Below are 20,938 nucleotides of genomic sequence, written 5' to 3'. Positions count from 1 at the left end.
ATTTCTCAATCTTTAGTTTAATACTTAATTAATGCTGACGCCCACGCAAAACCACCGCCAAACGCTTCTAGCAATAAGGTTTGTCCGCGTTGAATGCGTCCGTCTCGGATTGCTTCATCTAGCGCAGTTGCAACCGAGGCAGCCGAGGTATTTCCGTGTTTATCTAATGTGACAACCACTCTATCCATGGTCATATCTAACTTCTTGGCCGTTGCTTTGATGATTCGGTAGTTCGCCTGATGCGGAACAAGCCAGTCGATATCTGACTTTTGTAAGTTATTCGCTGCCAGTGTTTCTTCAACTATCTCACTTAATTTGGTAACTGCTACTTTAAATACTTCATTACCTTTCATGTAGCCATACGCTTCGTGTACCGATGCTTCGACACCTCTAGTGGGTAAATCCGCACCGAGCAAATCAGCATATCGACCATCTGCATGGATATGTGTCGATAAAATCCCCGCTTCTTCACTGGCTTCCAAAATACATGCACCCGCTGCGTCACCAAATAAAACAATCATGGTTCTGTCGTTTGGATCTAATAAGCGGGTTAACGCATCGGTACCGACCACCAAAACTCTTTTAGCTGTGCCGGCTTTGATAAATTGATCAGCAACACTTAGCGCATAACAATAGCCTGCACAAGCTGCAGCTATGTCAAAAGCGGGAACACCAGGCAAACCAAGTAAGTTTTGAATTTCGCATGCTGCGCTCGGCAATGCTTTTTCCCAACTGGTCGTTGCACATAAAATTAAGTCAATATCTGATGCTTTTAGATTAGCCGCCTCTAAAGCTTTTTTCGAAGCTTCAAACCCCATGGTAGCAACATTTTCTTCAGGCCCAGCAATGCGTCTTTCGTGGATACCCGTACGCTCAATAATCCAGTCATGACTGGTATCTACCATTTTTTCTAAGTCAGCGTTGGTACGCACTTGTTCGGGAAAAAAACTGCCTGTGCCGATAATTCTTGAATACATATTTATTTAAGACCTGTCAGTTAACGCCTGTTCAATTCTATTACCAATTTTTTCTGGTACTTGATGGCGAATTTCATTTATAGCTTCTTCAATTGCGTATTTGAAAGCTTCTTTTGAGGCATTCCCATGACTTTTTATCACTATACCGCGCAATCCTAACAAACTCGCTCCATTATACTGGTCGGGGTTCATTTGCCGATATAGCTTTTTTAACATAGGTAAAGCGATCGCTGCAAAAACCTTACTTAACCAATTTTCGCTGGCCAGTGATTTAATAGATTCTATAACCGCTTTTGCAAGGCCTTCACATGCCTTCATTGCCACATTGCCGACAAAGCCATCGCAAACAATTACATCGGCCTTATCAGTAAATAAATCATTGCCTTCAACAAACCCTATATAGTTTAACGATTTGTCTTCTTTTAACAATCTTGCTGCTCTTTTTGTTGTGCCGCTACCCTTTATTTCTTCTTCGCCTACATTCAGTATGCCAATCCGAGGGTTTTTCAAATCAATTTTTTCGGTCAACACACTACCCATCAATGCAAATTGATGCAATATGTGTTCGTCACATTCTACATTTGCGCCTAGATCTAAAACATAAGTTCGATGACCCTTAGCACTTGGGATTGCCGTAACCAAAGCTGGACGCTTGATCCCGGGTAGCATCTTCAATACATAATAGGCCATCGCTAATAATGCGCCAGTATTGCCAGCGCTAACACAGGCCTGAGCTCGGTTTTCTTGCACAAGATCGAGAGAAACTCGCATTGATGATTGCGTTTTATTACGTAATGCTTGTGAAGGCTTTTCACCCATAGAGACAACTTGAGGACAGTGCAAAACTTCAATACGCTGTTGTAGGCTCAATGCGATGTCATTGATAAGCGGAACGATCTGATATTTATCGCCACAAACGATAAATTTTAACTGGGGGTACTCAGCCAACACTTCGAGCGCAGCCGGAATAGTAACAGGAGGCCCGTGATCGCCTCCCATTGCATCTAACGCTATGGTTAGATTCGCCAAAGTTGCCTCTTATGCAGAAACTACTTTTTTGCCTTTATAATAGCCATCTGCAGTAACATGGTGACGACGATGAGTTTCACCAGATGTACTGTCGATAGACAGGCTAGCAGCAGTCAAAGCATCATGAGAGCGACGCATATCACGCTTTGAACGAGATTTTTTGTTCTTTTGAACAGCCATTACTGATCTCCTGTTATTTTGGATTCTTTAAACTTTTCAATACATCAAACGGACTGGCTGGTTTTTCTTGAGCAGCTTCATCTAGCTCCCCCCAACTCATGTCTTGTTCTTTGATGGCGCACTCATCGACTTTATGTTTAGGGACAATTGGAATTTCTAACAGCAATTCATCTTCAATTAATGCTCTTAGATCCAATAACCCATATTCATTCACCGCAACGATAGCATAGTCTGAAGGTACAAGATCTTCATCTAAACGATACGTTTTTGGTGTAAAAGTCGCTGATAAACCCAGATGTTGTTGCATCGGCTCACCACAGCGCTCACACTTCACTTCGACATCCGTCTCAGCAGTGATGAGCATGACAGGCAGCCGTTGCTCATCATAGGTACATCTAAGCGTGACATTGACTTGCCCGTTACCAGACAATATCGATGCGCTTAAACGCGTTAAATCTTCCAATTGATATACACCGTTATAATCAGAGCGTTTTTGTGCACTTTTTACCGGATCAATCTCAATTGGCATTTTTACCTTTTGCATAGGGCGCGGATATTATCGATCTGCTATTGCTTAGTCAAATGAAAATCGGAAAAATAGTAGAACATTTTAAAATAAGTGCGAAATTTATGACAATCTTAAAGCAAAGCAATAAAAAACCAGCTTTAGTGCTGGCGTCAACTTCAATTTTTAGAAAACAAATTTTACAAAAGCTACAACTTGATTTTTTAACATGCAAACCTGAAACCGACGAAACTGAGCTCGCGGGTGAAACGGCTTATCAGCTGGTTAAGCGGCTAGCTGAAAGCAAAGCAACAGCCGGTTCTCAGTTGCACCCAGGACACTTTGTGATTGGCTCAGACCAAGTAGCCTTTCACAATGGTGAAATACTGGGTAAACCACATACAATTAAAAATGCCGAAAAACAACTGGCCAAATTAAGCGGCAATCGAGTTGAATTTTTCACTGGCCTTGCTGTAATAGCGCCTAATGGCCAAATGAAAAGTCTAGTTGAAGTTTTCACCGTCTATTTTAGACAATTGTCGAAAAGCGAGATTTCGGCGTACATACAGGCAGAAATGCCTTTAAATTGTGCTGGCAGCTTTAAAAGTGAAGCTTTGGGGATCACTTTATTTGAAAAGCTCGAAGGTGATGACCCCAATACATTAATGGGTTTACCATTAATAAAACTCTGTGAAATATTAAGAAGCTTTGATTTTAATCCACTTCAGCAACTACCTGTGGCAATAAAATAGTTCTAATCTGATGTATTTGATGGACGATAGCAACCGGCTTACAACTCGCTAGTGTTGCTTCGTCGTTTACCCCACAGGTCACTCCAATAGCATCCATGCCGGCATTGTTAGCCATGTTAAGATCATGTACTGTATCGCCAATCATAACCGCTTGGTTCGCAGTTAAATCAAATTGTTGTAATAAACTCAAGAGCATTTTAGGGCTGGGTTTAGACTCACTCTCGTCAGCGCATATAGTCGCCGCAAAATAATTGGCTAAACCGGTCGCCTTTAACACCCTATCTAATCCTGCTCGCGCTTTACCCGTTGCAACCGCCAATATGTATCCTTGCTCTGATAATTGCTGCAAAAGTGGCTCAACGCCGTGAAACAGTGGGGTCGGAACCGGGTTATCATAAACATATTCTTGCCGATACACATCAGATAGTCGTTTTTTCATCGTTTCATCTGCACTTGGAAAAAGCGTTTGAATCGCGGTTGGCAGACTTAAACCGATAACAGATTGAGCTAGTGCGTCACTGGGCACTTCAACCCCGCAATTAGAAGCGGCATTTTGCATTGACGATACAATACGGCCAATCGAATCCATTAATGTACCGTCCCAGTCAAAAATCACTAATTTATATTTATTCATTTGCCAGTTTCTCCAGGGCCTTTTGCAACGAATCTTCTAAAGGTGCTTCTATACGCAACGTGGTACCATCTTTGGGGTGCTTAAATGAAATTGATGCAGCATGTAAAAACAACCGGTTAATCCCCATAGTTTTCATTTTTTTATCAAATTCAGCCTCACCATACTTGTCGTCTAACGCAATCGGATATCCGGACGCCGCAGCATGAACGCGGATTTGATGGGTTCGACCTGTAACCGGAAATGCCTCGACTAAAGTTGACTGCAAAAAGCTGCGTAATATTTTAAATCGAGTTTCACTGGGCTTGCCAAGCTTAGCATCGACTTTCACAACCCGCTCTCCAGAAGCTAATACATTCTTGTATAAGGGTTTTTCAACCACTTTGAGCGCTTTAGGCCAAGCACCACTGACCAGCGCCCAGTAACGTTTATCCACTTTCTTTTCACGCAATTGCTGATGTATTGCTCGCAAAGCCGAACGCTTTTTAGCAATAATTAAACAACCCGAGGTATCTCTGTCCAATCGATGAACCAACTCTAGTTGTTTTAATTCTGGTCTTATCTGGCGCATCGCTTCAATTGCACCATAATTCAATCCCGAGCCACCATGTACCGCCAAACCAGAAGGTTTATTTAAAATAATCAGATGCGAATCTTCGTATAAAATAGCACCTTCTACCAACCTTTTAAGTCTGTCACCTACGGTAAAATCATTTTCTGCTTTAGTTTCGATTCGGATTGGCGCAATTCGAATAATATCTTCTGGTTGTAGTTTGTATTCAGGTTTAATTCGCTTTTTGTTAACCCGAATCTCCCCTTTTCTTAACAAACGATAAATCAAAGACGTTGGTACACCTTTTAGCTCACGCTTTAACCAATTGTCTATTCTTTGACCAGAATTATCCAAATCTATCTCGTGATAGGTAACCGACTGGCGGTCATTTTCTTTCATATGTAAATATCTTTCCATATTTTGTGAAATTCGATTGCCGCTATGGCAAGAGCTTTGCTATATTTTCTCTGATGGCATACTTTTATGCCAGTGTTTTTCAAAAACGTGTCATAATACACGAGAATTGGTGGTGACATTCAGACTGTGTAAGAGGACGAGGTGAAGCAATAAACTGAACATTTTCTCATGTTACAGTTTATCTACGCATTTTCAAATCTGGCGAAGTGTGTAATTTTTCGTTTAGCTTTGAAACATCAAACCCGACAGTGAATGCCAATGTAATTTATTTTTTAGAAACGCCAAAAACCTAACAGATATAGAGTAGCCTGAGATTTATAGTTTATTGCACTTGATAAGACAGTGCGATAATTGCTTATCAGAACGGACTGACGTAAATAAACATTGTTTATTTACTGGGTATAAATGAAAAAAAGCGGTACAAACACAATATAGTACCGACACATATACTTGCCCACATTTTGGTCAGACGCTTTGTTTAAACAGTGTTTATAGATACTCGAGAGAGTAGCTAATAACAAACAGTCAATTCAAGTTTAGGATTTGGCGTTTCATATGTGGTGAAAAGAAAACAATATGAAACGTATGTTAATTAATGCAACTCAGGAAGAAGAGTTGCGCGTTGCGTTGGTCGATGGCCAACGCTTGTATGATCTTGATATCGAAAGTCACGGTCACGAACAAAAAAAAGCGAATATTTATAAAGGTAAAATTACCCGTGTCGAGCCTAGCCTTGAAGCAGCATTTGTTGATTATGGCGCTGAACGGCATGGTTTTTTACCATTAAAAGAAATTGCTAAATCATACTTCCCTGCAGGTTATACTTTTTCCGGCCGACCGAATATTAAAGACGTTATTCAGGAAGGACAGGAAGTTATCGTGCAAATTGATAAAGAAGAGCGCGGACAAAAAGGTGCCGCACTCACCACTTTTATCAGTTTAGCAGGCAGTTACTTAGTATTAATGCCAAATAATCCACGTGCTGGCGGCATTTCTCGTAGAATCGAGGGCGATGAACGAACAGAGTTGAAAGAGGCGCTAGCCAAATTATCTTTGCCAAATGGCATGGGGTTAATCGTTCGAACAGCGGGCGTTGGTAAAGCATTTGAAGAACTTGAGTGGGATTTAAATGTTTTATTAAAACATTGGGAGTCTATTCAATCTGCCGCAGGTAGCCGGGCTGCCCCGTTCTTAATTCATCAAGAAAGTAATGTTATTGTTCGTGCAATACGCGATTACTTGCGTCGTGACATTGGTGAAATCTTAATCGACCACCCAAAAGTATATGAAGACGCAAAACAACATATTGCTTTGGTGCGTCCTGATTTTGTTAATCGTGTACGCATGTATCAAGGTGAAGTCCCTCTATTTACGCACTTCCAAATAGAGAGCCAGATTGAATCCGCCTTTAAACGAGAAGTTAGGTTACCGTCAGGCGGTTCAATTGTTATCGACCAAACCGAAGCATTGACTTCAATTGACATCAACTCTTCAAAAGCGACTAAAGGTGGCGATATTGAAGAGACGGCTCTGAATACTAACCTAGAAGCAGCAGATGAAATTGCACGCCAATTAAGATTGCGCGATTTAGGTGGTTTAGTTGTTATTGATTTTATCGATATGACGCCAGCCAGAAATCAAAGAGAAGTTGAGAATAGGTTGCGCGATGCTGTGCGTTCTGATCGTGCACGAATTCAGCTTGCACGTATTTCTCGTTTCGGTTTGTTGGAGATGTCGCGTCAAAGATTACGACCTTCTTTAGGTGAAAGCTCAAGCCAAAGTTGTCCAAGATGTCAGGGAACCGGTGTTGTTCGTTCGACTGAATCTCTAGCTCTTTCTGTCTTGCGCTTACTAGAAGAAGAAGCCATAAAAGAAAACACAGTACAAGTACAGGCTCATGTTCCGGTTGAAGTTGCGACCTTCCTGTTAAACGAAAAACGTGGTGCAGTTCGATTTATCGAAAAAGGTCATGATGTGCGCATCGTTGTTGTACCAAACCCACACATGGATTCGCCCAACTATGAAGTTTCGCGCGTTAAAATAGAAGATTCCGGTGATGAAATCAGCTACAAATTAATTTCTAAGCCTGACGAAGATCTGTCGGTTCCAATTTCACCGTCGATAAAACCGGTCGAGAAAAAGGAAGAACCGGCTTTAAAAGGTTTTGCTGCACCGGATATGCCGGCTCCTATAGCCGAAGCAAAACCGACAGAAGAAAAAGTCCCTACGCAAGAAAAAGGTCCTGGTTTAGTCAGCCAGCTTGTGAATTGGTTTAAATCTCTTTTTGCCTCGCCTGAACCACAAAAGGAAGTTAAAAAAGCAGATAACGAACGCAAACCACGCCAGTCGGATCAGCGCAAACCAAGAAACAATAAGCGAAATAACGCTAACAAGCGCAACAACGCGAAAGATGACAATCGTGATTCACGCAAAAAAGGCAATGACACTAATCGTCCTGACAGAAAAGCTGCGCAAAGTAAAAATAAAACTGAAACGAGTGGCAAAAAAGGTCATCAGGAAGAGAAAATTCAGGAAAGACGTGCCAGACGCCAGCAGCGCAAAAAAATCCGCGTCGAGCAAAAACCTCGAGTGGACAAAGCGAAAGAAACACTGGAAGAAAAAGCAGAAGAAAAAGCGCTAGAGGTCAGCGTACAATCAACTGAGAAGCAAACTCAGAAAAAACAGAATGAAGTTAAAGCAACGGTAAAAGCCGAATCTGTAACAGCTGATACTGCGCAAACTCAGGCAAAAGTTGAAGCCATCACAGAAACACCGGCCGTTGAAAACGAAGTTGCAACATCGACTCCTACTGTAGTTGAAGAAACAACTGAGGTAAGCAAAGAGCCAAAGGTTAACGAAAATAAAGAAGATAACCGTGGCAACAATCGTCAGCGCAGAGGAACACGACATTTACGAGCGAATAGCCAACGTCGTCGTAGAAATCAAACGGACACAGAAAATGAATCTGAAAGCAATAATCAAGATTCAGGAAAATACGATAAATATTATCGTAAAAACGACAAGCAAAATGAACTTGCGCTTGAAGTGATGCAACATGCTGACGTGACGGAAGATCCGGTTGAAAGTCGCTATCCGGAAACCCATCAGACAAGCAGCAATGTCACTGCAAACGATGTAGAAACTTCAAACGATGCAGAAACAACCGCAAGTAATAGTGCTGCTGTTTCGGCTGTTGAAAGCACTGAAGAGAAACAACTAGCAGACAGTGAAGTGGATAAAACTGTTAATGTTAGTGTCGCTGCAGGATCCAATATCGAGGATGCAGTAAGTCAAGATGCGTCAAATCAAGGTGCAGCAACAGAGGTGATGTCTGAGCAAGCTCAGCCGGTCGAATCTACAGAAATTGAACCTTCAGAAGCCGAAGTCGACACTCAAGCTGTTGAACAAAAAAATGTAGCTGAAAATGTAGCTGAAAAGGAAGCGAGCGCTTTACAACAACAAACACCTGAAGAAACTGCACAAGCAGAAGACTCAAGTGCTCAAGATGTCGTTGAAGAAACCAAAAAAGTTGTTGAATCTGTCGCTCGCTCAGAACAAGAGTCTGAAAGCAAGCAACAAAGTTTACCACTTGATGAAATAGAGCCAGTACAAGCGGTAGAATCAGCCGTTACGACTCAGCAAGAGATGGACACTACTGAGCAAGTCGAGAAGCCTCAGCAGGTCTCGGAAACGCGCGATCATAAGCGTCTACATGGTTTTGCGTCCGCTCCTATGACACAAACTAAGCCAGAATCGATAGATGTGAAAAAGGCACTTTCGATAAATGTATTACCGCAGGATAGCCGACCTTCATTGTCTATATCCGGAAAAATTGGTGGTTCATCAGCGCCGAGTGCTCATAGTGAAGCACCTGCAACTCAGGCCAATCAATAAAAACAAAAAATCCGCTTTAGCAAACCACTAAAGCGGATTTTTCAGCGGATTTTTCTTTAATGATTTAATTAACTTATCATTTTAAACGGTTCAACCTAAATATTTGCCCGCTTTTAGGCTCTCCAGTATTAATTGCCACATAAATTTCACCACTAGGCGATACTGCAACATCACGCACTCTGCCGCGACCTTGAAAAATAACCTCCTGCTGGGTAACTTCAGTGCCTTCAATAACAATACGTCGAAGCTCTTCGCTTTTCATACCGGTCACTAATAAGTTGTTTTGCCATAAACCAAATTGACTGCCTTTATAAAAATCGATCCCTCCAGTTGCGATTGAAGGTACCCAGTAATGTTTTGGCTGCTGCATCCCATCTTGGTGTGTTTTATCTGTGATTGGCGTACCATTGTAGTTGATCCCATAGGTTATCACAGGCCAGCCGTAATTAAGCCCTTTCTCGACCAGATTAATTTCATCGCCTCCACGAGGTCCGTGCTCTGTTGACCAAACTTTACCTGTGACGGGGTGAATTGCTAAACCTTGTGGATTTCGATGGCCATAACTCCAAATTGCTGAAACCGCAGATTTTTGTTTAGCAAAGGGGTTATCCTGAGGCACGCGACCATCGTAATATAGTCGGTAGATCTTACCATTTACGTTTGCCAGTGATTGTGCTAATTCTTTTTTCCCTCTGTCACCAACAGAAAAGTAGACATAGCCATTGTGTAGCGCAAAACGGGAACCAAAATGGACAGCTGCAGACGTATGCTGGGTTTGCTCTGCTGAGAATATTACCTGCTCTTTTTGCCAAGTTCCGTCAATAATTTGGCCTCTTACAATTTTTGTCATACCAATATCTTTATCAAAACTATTATCAGCATAAGACAAGTAAATCCAAGGTTGCTTTGGATACTCAGGGTGCGCCGCTACATCTAAAAGCCCGCCTTGCCCATTCAGCCAAACATTAGGCGTGTTTTTAATTTGGGTTTTAGTACCGTTTTTATCTATGATAAACAAATGACCATTCTTCTCAGTCGTTAATAAGCTACCATCAGGTAAAAAGCTAATTGCCCAAACCGAATTTTCCAAAACCGCAAAAGATTGCAATTCCACTTTGTAGTCTTCTGTCTTAAAAATTTTATTGTCAACTCTGTCATGTCCTTCACTATCTGCTGCATCTACTGCGCGCTCTTGTAAATAGACGACCATTGCCCGAATCTCTTCAGAGCTCAGTGTACCTTTCCACGCGGGCATCCCCTTAGCCAGCACACCATTTTCAATAGCTGAGAATATTGCTTGCTCTGACGAACCGTGTAGCCATGTGTCGTCTTTTAAGTTAGGCCCAAGGCCTCCTTGCAATTTATCACCATGGCAACTCGCACAATAACGGCTGTAATTCTCGTTTACATTGGCAAATACATTAGACTGGGAACATAACAATAATGAAAGAGCTGTAAAAACTTGATTTTTAATTTTTCGGTTTTTCATAAACATTCCTAAACTTAGTTTTGATTCCGCTACAAATTAACCATAAGTGAATACTAGGCAATAGTGGGTATTATGTGACATTAACGGATAGAAAGCTTTGTGTACAGAATAGACGTCAACAAGCCCGCTGTTAGAACACCTAATTTATTCCTTTTTCGGGTAAAGTATACCGCACTTTGTTGACATTACACATTAGAAGGTTTTTATGCTTACTGGCACTTTATCTAAACGAGCAGTTGATATGTATAGAAGTATAGAAAAAAACTTGAATAGTATATAAGGGTAAATGGGGTGACTGTATAAAATAAAAGATTGGATTAGCGTTTGCGTTTTCGCAGTGAAACGACCAGCTCGGCTTCTGCTCTTGGGATCTCACATTCTTCAATTATTTCTTCGATGGATGCCCCTTTTTCCGCCAATTTGGCCGCTCTGCTATACAACTTGGATTCAGGATCAACCAATTCCAATTCACTAAAACGATTTTCTAACTCGGCAAAATATTGCGCTAGTTGACGAATATTTTTGCCCATGCTGATACTGCTAGCATTTACTTCATTAATTTCATGACGCAAAATTTTATTTTCGCGCTCTAAATGGCTAAGCTTCTCATCAACATTTGTTTGCAATACTTGCTGATTTTTTTTGCTGCTCAACCACACCCACAACACCAAGGCATTTGCCAGAACAGCAAAAAACAATGCACACCACAGATAAATTAACTGCATATAATTAAAAGGCGCTCAACTCATCCCACTCTTCGTCACTTAGTAGTTTATTTAAGTCAACTAAGATCAACAATTCGCTACCTCTATTTGATACACCTTGGATAAAACGTGCACTTTCTTCGGTACCGACATTTGGTGCGCTGTCGATTTCTGACGACTTCAAATATACCACTTCTGCAACGCTATCCACTAATATTCCAATGACCTGTTTTTCCGCTTCAATAATTACGATACGTGAATTATCTGACACTGTAGATGGATTTAAACCAAAACGCGAGCGGGTATCAATAACAGTGACAACATTACCACGCAAATTAATAATCCCCAGCACATAATCTGGTGCACCTGGCACTGGTGCTATTTCAGAGTAGCGCAGTACTTCCTGCACTTGCATTACATTGATACCATAGGTTTCCTCATCTAATTTAAAGGTCACCCATTGTAAAATTTCATTATCGGCTGCATCTGCCACGGTACTTCTATCTGCGTTATTCATATTCCAGCTCCGACTCAATCGTCATCAAATATCATCCAGGCTGTTCAGGCCCTTATTCAATAATTCAATTAATTGCCCAACATCCAAAAGAGCACACATTTTTTCTTTTACCAGGCCTGCAAGCCAGGGTCTTTTTCCATCACTGACCCGCCATTTAACATCATCTGTATTTAAAGTAACTGTATTAATCAGAGTTTCACACGAGAGTCCCCAATTACTATCTCCTAACATTATAAGATATTGGTAATTTAATGATGTTGCCAGTTTTTCATCATATTTTTCAGGCATGACCCATAAAGCACTGTCAACCACATTTATTTTTTGTTCTCTGTGTATCATTAACCCTTTAAACCAATCAGGTTTACCGAATAATGGCGATACTTCCGTTAAATTGTGGATACCGCCTAATTCGGTTAACGGTACGGCTAAAGTTAAACCCGCGACTTCAAAAAACAACGCTTGGAATGATTGCTCAGAACTTAATTGCACTGACCTTTGTTGAACCGGCGCCGCTTCTCCAGCTACCTCGACTTGCGTATGAGATAGTTCTTGCGTGTCCTGCTGACTTTGCAAATTCTCAACCGGCTGCGATACTTTCGGTTCGACTTTTTCGAGCTCAACGTCATCTATTTCTGGCGTGACAGCTACTTTCTTAAGCAACTCTTCCACATGCTTAGTTCGCAGCCCTACATCATCCATGTAGGGGTCATCAGGCAACTGCTGCTCTATTTTTTTTGGTTTACGTAGCTGCACAGATTCCGACACATCTTCTGTTAACAATGCGTCTAGATATTCTTCCATTACATCTTCATTTGCAAAAGCACCTTTACTCATATCACCACTAATTATCCAATTCAGATAAAAACGTCAATAACGCATTGTAGGCAAACACCCCTCGGGATTTAGGTGCATACATAGAGGGAACCAACTGCTCTAGGCTTGCATCTCTAAACTTAGTATCAACTGGCACAACACTAGACCAAACAACATCACCATAAGTTTTTTTGAGTTCTTTGTATGCTTCCAGTGATGCACGTGTTCTTTTGTCAAACATTGTAGGTACGATTGTGCACTTGTAATCACGTTTTTGAGAACGAGACATCAAATACAATGTCCGCATCATTCGTTCAAGTCCTTTTAATGCCAAAAACTCGGTCTGAACGGGCACTAAGATCCGCTCACACGCTGCCAATGCATTTACCATTAAAACACCCAGCACCGGAGGACAATCAATTAAAGCATAGTCATACTCATCACCCAACAGGTCAATAGATTTTTTTAATACCAGCCCCATCCCACCTTGATTACCCATCCTGCGATCTAAAGTAGCTAAAGCCATTGTCGCCGGTAAAATGTCTAGATTGGGCAAGGTTGTTGGGCACAACATTTGTAGGACTTGCTCTTTATTTAAGTTTTTCCGTTGTAAGAACAAATCAAATACGCTGTTATCTAGCTCTTCAGAATCGATGCCAAAATAATAAGTCAGCGATGCGTGCGGATCGGTATCAATTAATAAAACCCGTTTTCCTCGTTCTGCTAATATCCCCCCCAAACTGACCGTTGTTGTAGTTTTACCTACACCGCCTTTTTGGTTAGCGATTGTCCATACTTTCAAAAGTGTACCTCAATCATACTAAATTGAACTCACTTTTTATTCTATCAGCCATTGCATCTAAACTGATAGACTCACTGGATATTCCAGCAGAGCAAACTGCTTGCGGCATGCCATATACTACACACGAATCTTCGTCTTGTGCCCAAATTAACGAACCTTGTTGTTTAAGTAGTCGGCACCCTTCCCGGCCATCCGCGCCCATGCCAGTTAAAATAATAGCCAACACTGACTCACTATACACCTTTGACGCAGTAGCAAAGGTTACATCGACACTCGGTTTATAGGTTAAACGCTCTGAACTATCATCACGAATAGATAGCTTTGCCGATGCTGAATTGCCTTCCACCATCATTTGTTTACCACCAGGCGCCAAATAAGCACAGCCAGGTTTGAGTTGATCGCCATTTTCTGCTTCTTTTACTGAAATTTGACACATGCTATTCAAACGACTGGCAAATGCCGATGTAAATGCAGCAGGCATATGCTGAACTAAAATAATTGGGCAAGGAAAGTTGGCAGGTAGACGGGTCAATATTGTTTGTAAAGCAACAGGGCCACCCGTTGAGGTACCTATAGCCAACATTTTAAATTTCTTATTGACGCTACGCGATTTAACCACAGGTGTCGTTTTTTTACTTTCGCCTAGACTTTTTTTATTTAAACTAGATGTTTGCTCGTTTAATCGATTTGCGCGACTTGTAGCAACTCGATTCAGACTTGATGTGCGCAGGGCAGCCATTCGCATGCTGATCCGACGCTTAGAAATTTGTTTGATACGTGTCTGAAGCAGCAACACAGCATCTTCTTTATTACGCGCTATGTCTTCAAATTTTTTCGGTAAAAAATCTAATGCGCCTGCTTCCAAAGCATCTAAAGTTGCCTTTGCGCCATCATGCGTCAATGAAGAGAACATTAAAATAGGTGTAGGGTACTGACGCATGATCTCACGAACTGAAGCGATACCATCCATCACCGGCATCTCTACATCCATAGTGATCACATCAGGTTTCAACCTAACCGCTTTATCAACTGCATCTTTACCATTTAACGCTGTATCAATAACGGTTAAGTCTGGATCTTTTTCGATAATCTCGGACACTCTTCGCCTGAAGAAGCTGGAGTCGTCGACCACCAAAACTCGAATGGGCATTCACACTACCTTATATTATCAACGCTTAGCGTATTTTTTTAGCATTCCGGGTACATCTAAAATTAAAGCTATACCACCGTCGCTAGTAATAGTTGCCCCAGCCATTCCAGGAGTACCTTGTAACAAAGCATCCAGCGGTTTAATAACCACTTCTTCCTGACCAATTAACGAATCTACTACAAAACCAACTTGTTTACCTGTTCCAACTTGGACAACCACAACATGACCAATATCTCTGGAACACAATTTTTGTTTGTTCTTATTCCGTGTCAACCAGTCCTGTAGATAAAACAATGAAATTGCCTTTTTACGCACTATCATTGTTAACTGACCATCAACCGTGTTTGTTTTTTTCAAGTCCAAGTTAATAATTTCACTGACACCTGCTAGAGGCAAGGCAAATGTCTGACCAGATACAATAACCATTAAGGTTGGCAGTATCGCTAGCGTGAGCGGTACTTTAATCTCTAATTGAGTACCCACCCCTTTTTCAGACTTGATGACGACAGAGCCATTAAGCTGGGTTATCTTAGTTTTCACCACATCCATGCCGACACCGCGTCCAGAGATGTCTGAAATTTGGTCTTTAGTTGAAAAACCAGGCGCAAATATCAAGTTATAAGCTTCACTGTCAGACATTCTGCCAGCGGCATCGACATCTAAAATTCCATTTTTGATCGCAATGCCCTTTAATTTTTCAGGATCCATACCAGCACCATCATCTGTGATGGTTAGTAAGATATGATCGCCTTCTTGTGATGCGGCCAATTTAACTGTACCACACCGAGCTTTACCGTTCGCAGCACGCACATCGGGCATTTCAATACCATGATCAACCGAATTACGAACCAAGTGCACCAAAGGATCTGCTAAAGCTTCAACCAGGTTTTTATCTAAATCAGTTTCTTCACCTTCTAGCTCTAAAGATATCTCTTTATTAAGTGAACGCGCTAAATCTCTAACAACACGAGGGAAACGGCCAAAAACTTTCTTTATTGGCTGCATTCGTGTTTTCATTACAGCGCCTTGCAAATCACCAGTCACTACATCTAAATTGGCAATCGCTTTAGACATTTCTTCATCGTTAACATTGATGCCAAGACTGACCAGTCTATTTCTGACGAGCACCAGTTCACCCACCATATTCATAATTTGATCGAGTCGTTTGGTATCAACACGAACCGTGGTTTCAGCTGCAGGTGCCGGTGGAGCTGCTTTTTTCTTTTCTGCTGCGACAGGTTTAGTTGCAGCAGGTGCGGAAGCTGCTGGCGTTTTCGCTTTTGCACTTGCTGCTGGAGCACTTGCTTTTACTGCTGGCGTTGGCGCTGGCGTTTTTGCGGGGCTAGGCGTTGGAGTTGGGGCTGGTACAGCCGCTTGTTCTTTAGCCGTTGGTGCTTTCCCCTTGCCATGTAATTCGTCAAGCAAAGCTTCGAATTCATCATCGGAAATCTCATCGCCACCAGATGCGCTGGAGGAAACAACTGGTTGTGGCTCAGGTTTAGCCGCAGCTGCTGACGGTTCGCTCCCCGCTTTAAATTGACCTTTACCATGCAATTCATCCAGCAGTGCTTCAAATTCATCATCCGAAATTTCATCACCACTGCTGGCAACATTAGAAGCTGGAGCTGGGGCTGGAGTTGGAGCCGGCGCAGAATTTGTTGGCCCCTTGTTGGTACCATGCAGCTGATCTAATAACTTCTCAAATTCATCATCAGTAATTTCATCAAGTGGCGCACCTGAATCAGCAGTTTGTTCGCTATTTTCCGCTCCTACAGCATCTTGAGCCGATTCATCAAGTGCAGTATCAAATAACTCAATACTGGCTTCATCTGTATTATTTTCAGAAGTTGTCGCGTCTTCACTGGCAGGATGACTGAGCTTGTGTAAAGTATCCAGTAACTGAGGGTCTGCTGGCTCAGGTTCCTCTCGGTTTTGAATTTGCGCAAACATTACGTTGATTGTATCCAGCGCTTGAAGAATAACATCCATTAGTTCTGGTGTTACATCACGCTGACCTTTGCGCAGTATATCAAAAACGTTTTCTGCCCCGTGACATGCATCAACGAGGTGTGTCATGGCCAAAAATCCAGCACCGCCTTTTACCGTGTGGAAGCCACGAAATATCGCATTCAGCAAATCGGAGTCTTCAGGATTATTTTCTAGCTCCACTAGCTGCTCAGATAACTGTTCCAGAATTTCAGCCGCTTCGACTAAAAAATCCTGCAATATATCTTCATCTACATCAAAGCTCATGGAACCTGTCCCCTAATTAAAAACCTAAACTAGATAATAAGTCATCCACTTCATCTTGATTTGATACTGCATCCGCTCTTTCTTCTGCATTAATGATAGGCCCTTCAGCACCACCATCTTCAGCTTTGTTAGTATTTTTATCACTTTGCGGAGTACCAAACACTGTGAGTAAATTGATTAAATTGTCTTCAACTTCTTTTACTAAATCAATTACTCGACGGATGACTTGTCCGGTTAAATCTTGAAAATCTTGTGCCATAAGTACATCATTTAAACGTACTTTTAAGTTTTCTGAACCGCTTTGTGATTGTTTTAATAAGCGGTCGACATCATGGCACAACGTTTTAAATTCACTTAATTCTATTTTACGATTCATTAATTTATCCCAAGTTGGGATAATGTTTTGAATATTCTCGTTGAGCTCTACCGCGATAGGCAGACACTCTTCAACTGCATCCATTGTTTTATTAGCTGATTTTTCTGTTAAATCCATTACATAAGCTAAGCGATCTTTCGCATCAGGAATATCTTCCGTAGCCAAATCAGCTAATCTCATGTCGAGCTGAAATCCACCAATAGAATCATGCAACTGTCTGGTTAACTTTCCAACCTCTTCAAAAAGCTCAGCAGAAGCTGCTTGAGTCACGGTGTGCAAAATTTGGTTAGCCGTATCATTATCACCTTGTTCTAAACAAGTCACTAAACGACGGGCGTCTTCCAGACTAATTAAAGGGGCATTTGGCAACAATATTGTTCTCCCGATGCAAACTTAACCAAGACGCTCAAAAATTTTATCGAGCTTCTCTTTTAAAGTGGCCGCTGTAAAAGGTTTAACAATGTAACCATTTACCCCCGCCTGAGCCGCTGCAATTATTTGTTCTTTTTTCGCCTCAGCAGTTACCATAAGCACCGGAATGTGTTTAAGTTTAGCATCTGCTCTGATTGCTCGAAGCAAATCAATACCTTGCATACCAGGCATATTCCAGTCTGTTACGACAAACTCAAAATCGCCATTTTGCAACATAGGTAAAGCAGTTGCGCCATCATCAGCCTCTGAAACATTGGTAAAACCTAAGTCTCTAAGCAAGTTTTTTATTATTCGTCTCATTGTTGAGAAGTCATCAACAACCAGCACTTTCATGTTTTTATCCAAAGCTTCCTCCGCTTGAGCATATCTCTATAGAGCAAAATTCTAGTTTAATTTTGATGCCAGCTTTTTAGCCGAGCTTTTAACCTGTGCATAGCTTGGCTGTGAATTTGACTCACTCGAGATTCACTCACATCTAAAACAGCACCAATTTCTTTCAAATTTAATTCTTCATCGTAGTATAAGGATAATACCAAGGCTTCACGTTCTGGCAAGGTTTCAATTGCTTTCGCCAATGCACCTTGAAATGCACCATGTGCAATATCTTCAAACGGCTCGTCTGAGTGCTTATCTTCATTACTACCGATAACATCATCCGTTACGCCTAAATCTTCAATGCCAATAATCTTGCCACAATTTACATCATTTAGAATATGATGGTATTCATCTAGCGTAATATCAAGTTTTTCAGCAACTTCTGTGTCACGAGCATCTCGTCCAGTTTCTTTTTCAACATCAGAAATCGCTTTTGCTATCATTCGACTATTCTTATGTACTGAGCGTGGAGCCCAGTCACCACGGCGGATTTCATCTAACATCGCACCACGAATACGGATACCCGCAAAGGTTTCAAAGCTGGCTCCTTTACTGCCATCAAAGTTTTTTGATGCCTCTAGCAATCCTATCATACCGGCCTGAATTAGGTCATCAACCTGGACACTGGCAGGTAATCGCGCCATCATATGATGAGCAATGCGCTTAACAAGTCCCGCATGTAATTCCACCAGTGCTTGTTTTTGATCAACTGATTGATAAGCCGCCACTTTATTCACAACAGATTAAGCTCCTGGTGTTACCAATTGTTCAATAAAAAACTCTAAGTGGCCAGTCGCATTGTCTGGAATTGGCCACTTGCCTGCTCTAGCAGCTAGCGCTTTAAAGGCGATTGCTGCTGGCGACTTTGGAAATGCATCCACTATTGTTTTTTGTCGCCTAACGGATTTCCTTATATTTTCATCAAATGGAATAATTGCCACTAATTCTATCGCCACATCCAAAAATCGGTCAGTTACTTTTGACAGTTTAGCAAATAATTCTTGCCCTTCCCGCATTGAACGCACCATATTTGCAACAATTTTAAAACGAAAAACACCAAAATCTCTGTTGAGTACCTTCATCAGGGCATAAGCATCCGTAATTGAAGTGGGTTCATCACACACAACGACCATGACATCCTGCGCAGCTCGCGAAAAGCTCAATACCATGTCTGAGATCCCCGCCGCTGTATCGACGATCAATACATCATATTCACGATGTAATTCGCTAAAAGCGCGAATCAATCCAGCATGTTCTTGGGGTGTAAGTTCTACCATATTCCGCGTACCTGATGCGGCGGGTACAATTTGAATACCATGCGGGCCGGTAATTAATATATCATCTAATTCACATTCCCCAGCCAACAGGTGAGATAAATTTTTCTCAACACGAAGCCCCAACATCACGTCTACGTTTGCTAACCCTAAATCAGCATCAAAAACCAGCACACGCTTACCTTGCTGCGCCATAGCAACAGCGGTATTCAAAGAGACGTTGCTTTTACCAACTCCACCTTTACCACCTGTAACCGCAATTACTTTTATCTTTTTCTGCTTCATAGTTCGAAGGCCATTGGCCTGATCACCTAACTGGTTCATTATCTTCATAAAATCTATTTAATATATAGGCTGTCGAGCGTTATCTGTAAACCAGTATGGATGAGAAAAATCACGATCATCCATCAAACCGGTGGCCTTTTCGGTTAAATATTGTGCACTTGCTGCTTTTATGTCCTCAGGCACACGCTGACCGTCAGTAAGATACCCGATTGGCAACGCATTTTGAATGGCAACACTAATAATTTCTCCTAAACTCATGCATTCATCCAGTTTTGTTAAGATACAACCGGTCAATGCTGTACGTTTAAACTGTTGTACAGCTTCCATTAGCACTCTACGTTGAGAAGTTGCCTGTAATACTAAATAACTACGTATCTTAACATTAGCAGATTTCATCAGTCCGTCTAATTGTTCTGCCAATCGGATGTCTCGTTGCCCAACACCTGCGGTATCAATTAATACCAGTTTACGGTTTCTCAATTGGTGAAGTGTATCAGACAACTCTTCCGGTTGGCGGACTACTTTGCACGGGCAGCCGATTATTTTTGCATACGTTTGTAATTGTTCGTGCGCACCGATTCGATAGGTGTCTGTTGTCACTAAAGCAACTGAGTCCGGTCCATGCTTTTTCGCAAAGTGCGCGGCTAATTTCGCGACTGTCGTTGTTTTTCCAACGCCTGTTGGACCTAATAACGCAACCACACCGCCACGACGCATAATATCATTATTAGTGACAGAAATTTGACTGGTCAATAATTCCAACGCGTGATCCCAGGCTTCATTCTGTTCAATACCATCTGGTAAAAAGCTTGCAATTTGATCGGCAACTTCGCTGGCAATGCCCATTTTTGATAAGCGATCTACAATATAGGCCCGCATCGGTTCACTGCGCGCCATCTCTTGCCACATCAAACCCGACACCTGATGCTGTAATAGGCTACGTAATTCCGCCATTTCAGCTTTAATTGACTTAAGCTCACTATTTGTCTCTGGTGTTGCCATAGAGGCAGGAGCAGGCTTTCTGGCCGCTTGTCTTTGATCTGCTTTTTGAAACAACTCACTTAACGAAATGTCTTGCTTTTCTGGTTCTGGCTCTGCAAAGCCATCAACTGAATTGGCCAATGAACGAATCATTCTGGCTTTGTTGGCTTTAAAATTATCTTGTGCGGCATTTTCGCGCGGTGGTTTAGAAGCTGTTTTTTGTCCTTGTCGTTTAAGCAACGACTGCAAACTATCCGACATTTTTATTTCTTCTTCGTCTTCGGCTAGCAAGGTATCACGATACGATTGTTTTGCTGCGTTAGCTTTAACAGCAGGTTGGGCTTCTGATGCGGTTGTTTTAGTATTATGCTCGGTATCGATCGCAGCAACAATTTCAATCCCTTCAGCAACCTTTGTATTTGACATTATCACGGCATCCGGCCCCAATGTCGCTTTAACTTGGTTTAATGCTGAACGAATATCTTTGGCAACAAAACGTTTAATTTTCATTTTTACTCCTCAGCCATGCTTGTAAAAACATAACTAGAC

Annotated in this window: 20 protein-coding genes; 2 read left to right on the top strand and 18 right to left on the bottom strand. The window is 41.7% G+C overall.

Annotated features, from left to right (window positions below; genetic code table 11):
* Positions 1–17: 17 nt before the first annotated feature.
* From FNT16_RS11530 to FNT16_RS11515, 4 genes are read right to left on the bottom strand one after another with little or no spacing between them, the layout of a single operon-like run.
* Positions 18–977, bottom strand: coding sequence for a beta-ketoacyl-ACP synthase III (locus FNT16_RS11530; protein ID WP_143871721.1), 960 nt, complete (start codon positions 975–977; stop codon positions 18–20).
* 6 nt (positions 978–983) lie between these two features.
* Positions 984–2,006 (bottom strand): phosphate acyltransferase PlsX, encoded by a 1,023-nt coding sequence (gene plsX / locus FNT16_RS11525; RefSeq protein WP_143871720.1) that lies wholly within the window; start codon positions 2,004–2,006, stop codon positions 984–986.
* Positions 2,007–2,015: 9 nt separating this feature from the next.
* Positions 2,016–2,186 (bottom strand): 50S ribosomal protein L32, encoded by a 171-nt coding sequence (gene rpmF, locus FNT16_RS11520; RefSeq protein WP_143871719.1) that lies wholly within the window; start codon positions 2,184–2,186, stop codon positions 2,016–2,018.
* Between the two features lie 13 nt (positions 2,187–2,199).
* Positions 2,200–2,715 carry a YceD family protein gene (locus FNT16_RS11515; RefSeq protein WP_143871718.1) on the bottom strand — a complete coding sequence of 172 codons (516 nt, stop codon included), beginning with the start codon at positions 2,713–2,715 and terminating at the stop codon, positions 2,200–2,202.
* Between the two features lie 101 nt (positions 2,716–2,816).
* On the opposite strand from FNT16_RS11515, the gene FNT16_RS11510 reads away from it, so the two are divergent.
* A complete protein-coding gene (locus FNT16_RS11510) occupies positions 2,817–3,443 on the top strand; it encodes a Maf family protein (protein WP_143871717.1) in 627 nt (208 codons plus the stop codon).
* On the opposite strand, the gene FNT16_RS11505 is transcribed toward FNT16_RS11510, so the two are convergent.
* Both FNT16_RS11505 and rluC read right to left on the bottom strand, forming a co-directional pair.
* Positions 3,406–4,077, bottom strand: a complete 672-nt coding sequence (locus FNT16_RS11505; protein WP_143871716.1) for an HAD family hydrolase — start codon at positions 4,075–4,077, stop codon at positions 3,406–3,408. The genes FNT16_RS11510 and FNT16_RS11505 overlap by 38 nt on opposite strands.
* Positions 4,070–5,026, bottom strand: a complete 957-nt coding sequence (gene rluC, locus FNT16_RS11500) for a 23S rRNA pseudouridine(955/2504/2580) synthase RluC (protein WP_143871715.1) — start codon at positions 5,024–5,026, stop codon at positions 4,070–4,072. The genes FNT16_RS11505 and rluC overlap by 8 nt, the downstream gene beginning before the upstream one ends.
* A gap of 594 nt (positions 5,027–5,620) precedes the next feature.
* On the opposite strand from rluC, the gene rne reads away from it, so the two are divergent.
* Positions 5,621–8,938 carry a ribonuclease E gene (rne, locus tag FNT16_RS11495; protein WP_143871714.1) on the top strand — a complete coding sequence of 1,106 codons (3,318 nt, stop codon included), beginning with the start codon at positions 5,621–5,623 and terminating at the stop codon, positions 8,936–8,938.
* Positions 8,939–9,014: 76 nt separating this feature from the next.
* On the opposite strand, the gene FNT16_RS11490 is transcribed toward rne, so the two are convergent.
* The 12 genes from FNT16_RS11490 to flhF all read right to left on the bottom strand — a co-directional run bounded on the left by FNT16_RS11490 (position 9,015) and on the right by flhF (position 20,899).
* Positions 9,015–10,427: a PQQ-dependent sugar dehydrogenase gene (locus FNT16_RS11490; protein WP_185976580.1), complete on the bottom strand. Its 1,413-nt coding sequence runs from the start codon at positions 10,425–10,427 to the stop codon at positions 9,015–9,017.
* 317 nt (positions 10,428–10,744) lie between these two features.
* Positions 10,745–11,152, bottom strand: a complete 408-nt coding sequence (locus FNT16_RS11485; protein WP_143871712.1) for a DUF2802 domain-containing protein — start codon at positions 11,150–11,152, stop codon at positions 10,745–10,747.
* Between the two features lie 4 nt (positions 11,153–11,156).
* Complete coding sequence (locus FNT16_RS11480) at positions 11,157–11,648, bottom strand: chemotaxis protein CheW (RefSeq protein ID WP_143871711.1); 492 nt, start codon at positions 11,646–11,648, stop codon at positions 11,157–11,159.
* A 24-nt stretch (positions 11,649–11,672) separates the two neighbouring features.
* Complete coding sequence (locus FNT16_RS11475; protein ID WP_143871710.1) at positions 11,673–12,482, bottom strand: chemotaxis protein CheW; 810 nt, start codon at positions 12,480–12,482, stop codon at positions 11,673–11,675.
* Positions 12,483–12,489: 7 nt separating this feature from the next.
* The gene (locus tag FNT16_RS11470) at positions 12,490–13,263 is read right to left on the bottom strand and encodes a ParA family protein (protein ID WP_143871709.1); all 774 of its coding nucleotides are present in this window, start codon (positions 13,261–13,263) and stop codon (positions 12,490–12,492) included.
* Positions 13,264–13,276: 13 nt separating this feature from the next.
* Entirely contained in the window at positions 13,277–14,413 is a 1,137-nt protein-coding gene (locus FNT16_RS11465) for a protein-glutamate methylesterase/protein-glutamine glutaminase (RefSeq protein WP_143871708.1), read from the bottom strand.
* Between the two features lie 18 nt (positions 14,414–14,431).
* On the bottom strand, positions 14,432–16,666 hold the full coding sequence (locus tag FNT16_RS11460; RefSeq protein WP_143871707.1) for a chemotaxis protein CheA: 2,235 nt from the start codon (positions 16,664–16,666) through the stop codon (positions 14,432–14,434).
* Between the two features lie 16 nt (positions 16,667–16,682).
* On the bottom strand, positions 16,683–17,414 hold the full coding sequence (locus tag FNT16_RS11455) for a protein phosphatase CheZ (protein WP_425456673.1): 732 nt from the start codon (positions 17,412–17,414) through the stop codon (positions 16,683–16,685).
* Positions 17,415–17,435: 21 nt separating this feature from the next.
* A complete protein-coding gene (gene cheY / locus FNT16_RS11450; RefSeq protein ID WP_026016871.1) occupies positions 17,436–17,819 on the bottom strand; it encodes a chemotaxis response regulator CheY in 384 nt (127 codons plus the stop codon).
* A gap of 44 nt (positions 17,820–17,863) precedes the next feature.
* Positions 17,864–18,586: an RNA polymerase sigma factor FliA gene (locus FNT16_RS11445; RefSeq protein ID WP_143871705.1), complete on the bottom strand. Its 723-nt coding sequence runs from the start codon at positions 18,584–18,586 to the stop codon at positions 17,864–17,866.
* Between the two features lie 6 nt (positions 18,587–18,592).
* Entirely contained in the window at positions 18,593–19,447 is an 855-nt protein-coding gene (locus FNT16_RS11440) for a MinD/ParA family protein (RefSeq protein ID WP_221935022.1), read from the bottom strand.
* Between the two features lie 18 nt (positions 19,448–19,465).
* Complete coding sequence (gene flhF, locus FNT16_RS11435) at positions 19,466–20,899, bottom strand: flagellar biosynthesis GTPase FlhF (RefSeq protein WP_143871704.1); 1,434 nt, start codon at positions 20,897–20,899, stop codon at positions 19,466–19,468.
* Between the last annotated feature and the right edge of the window lie 39 nt (positions 20,900–20,938).

The organism is Catenovulum sediminis, assembly GCF_007289895.1.
Classification (GTDB): domain Bacteria; phylum Pseudomonadota; class Gammaproteobacteria; order Enterobacterales; family Alteromonadaceae; genus Catenovulum; species Catenovulum sediminis.
This window is presented reverse-complemented; position numbering and strand designations above follow the sequence as displayed.

Coding starts and splice junctions, on each gene's coding strand:
- FNT16_RS11530 (WP_143871721.1), bottom strand. CDS start 977: ATGTATTCAAGAATTATCGGCACAGGCAGTTTTTTTCCCGAACAAGTG.
- rpmF (WP_143871719.1), bottom strand. CDS start 2,186: ATGGCTGTTCAAAAGAACAAAAAATCTCGTTCAAAGCGTGATATGCGT.
- FNT16_RS11515 (WP_143871718.1), bottom strand. CDS start 2,715: ATGCCAATTGAGATTGATCCGGTAAAAAGTGCACAAAAACGCTCTGAT.
- FNT16_RS11510 (WP_143871717.1), top strand. CDS start 2,817: ATGACAATCTTAAAGCAAAGCAATAAAAAACCAGCTTTAGTGCTGGCG.
- FNT16_RS11505 (WP_143871716.1), bottom strand. CDS start 4,077: ATGAATAAATATAAATTAGTGATTTTTGACTGGGACGGTACATTAATG.
- rluC (WP_143871715.1), bottom strand. CDS start 5,026: ATGAAAGAAAATGACCGCCAGTCGGTTACCTATCACGAGATAGATTTG.
- rne (WP_143871714.1), top strand. CDS start 5,621: ATGAAACGTATGTTAATTAATGCAACTCAGGAAGAAGAGTTGCGCGTT.
- FNT16_RS11490 (WP_185976580.1), bottom strand. CDS start 10,427: ATGAAAAACCGAAAAATTAAAAATCAAGTTTTTACAGCTCTTTCATTA.
- FNT16_RS11485 (WP_143871712.1), bottom strand. CDS start 11,152: ATGCAGTTAATTTATCTGTGGTGTGCATTGTTTTTTGCTGTTCTGGCA.
- FNT16_RS11480 (WP_143871711.1), bottom strand. CDS start 11,648: ATGAATAACGCAGATAGAAGTACCGTGGCAGATGCAGCCGATAATGAA.
- FNT16_RS11475 (WP_143871710.1), bottom strand. CDS start 12,482: ATGAGTAAAGGTGCTTTTGCAAATGAAGATGTAATGGAAGAATATCTA.
- FNT16_RS11465 (WP_143871708.1), bottom strand. CDS start 14,413: ATGCCCATTCGAGTTTTGGTGGTCGACGACTCCAGCTTCTTCAGGCGA.
- FNT16_RS11460 (WP_143871707.1), bottom strand. CDS start 16,666: ATGAGCTTTGATGTAGATGAAGATATATTGCAGGATTTTTTAGTCGAA.
- FNT16_RS11440 (WP_221935022.1), bottom strand. CDS start 19,447: ATGAACCAGTTAGGTGATCAGGCCAATGGCCTTCGAACTATGAAGCAG.
- flhF (WP_143871704.1), bottom strand. CDS start 20,899: ATGAAAATTAAACGTTTTGTTGCCAAAGATATTCGTTCAGCATTAAAC.